Source organism: Bacillus sp. SIMBA_026 (assembly GCF_046535335.1).
Classification (GTDB): Bacteria; Bacillota; Bacilli; order Bacillales; family Bacillaceae; genus Bacillus; species Bacillus velezensis.
On the sequence record NZ_JAWRWX010000562.1, the window covers coordinates 1 to 222 of the forward strand.

The 222-nt window shown below is 40.1% G+C and carries 1 tRNA gene; it reads right to left on the reverse strand.

Annotated features, from left to right (window positions below):
* Window positions 1–145: 145 nt before the first annotated feature.
* Window positions 146–221: transfer RNA gene (locus tag SB847_RS22550), tRNA-Ala, on the reverse strand.
* Between the last annotated feature and the right edge of the window lies 1 nt (window position 222).

Consider the following 222-nt stretch of genomic DNA (forward strand, 5'->3'; position numbering starts at 1 on the left):
CATCGCTGTGCGATTTATTTAAAACTTTGAATTAACAGGTACGTTTTGTCTTGTTTAGTTTTCAAAGATCATTTTGTTCACTTTCCCAAGCAACTTTTTAATTATATAATAAGTTTCTCTTAAAGTCAACATGTTTTTTTATAAATGGTGGAGCCTAGCGGGATCGAACCGCTGACCTCCTGCGTGCAAAGCAGGCGCTCTCCCAGCTGAGCTAAGGCCCCG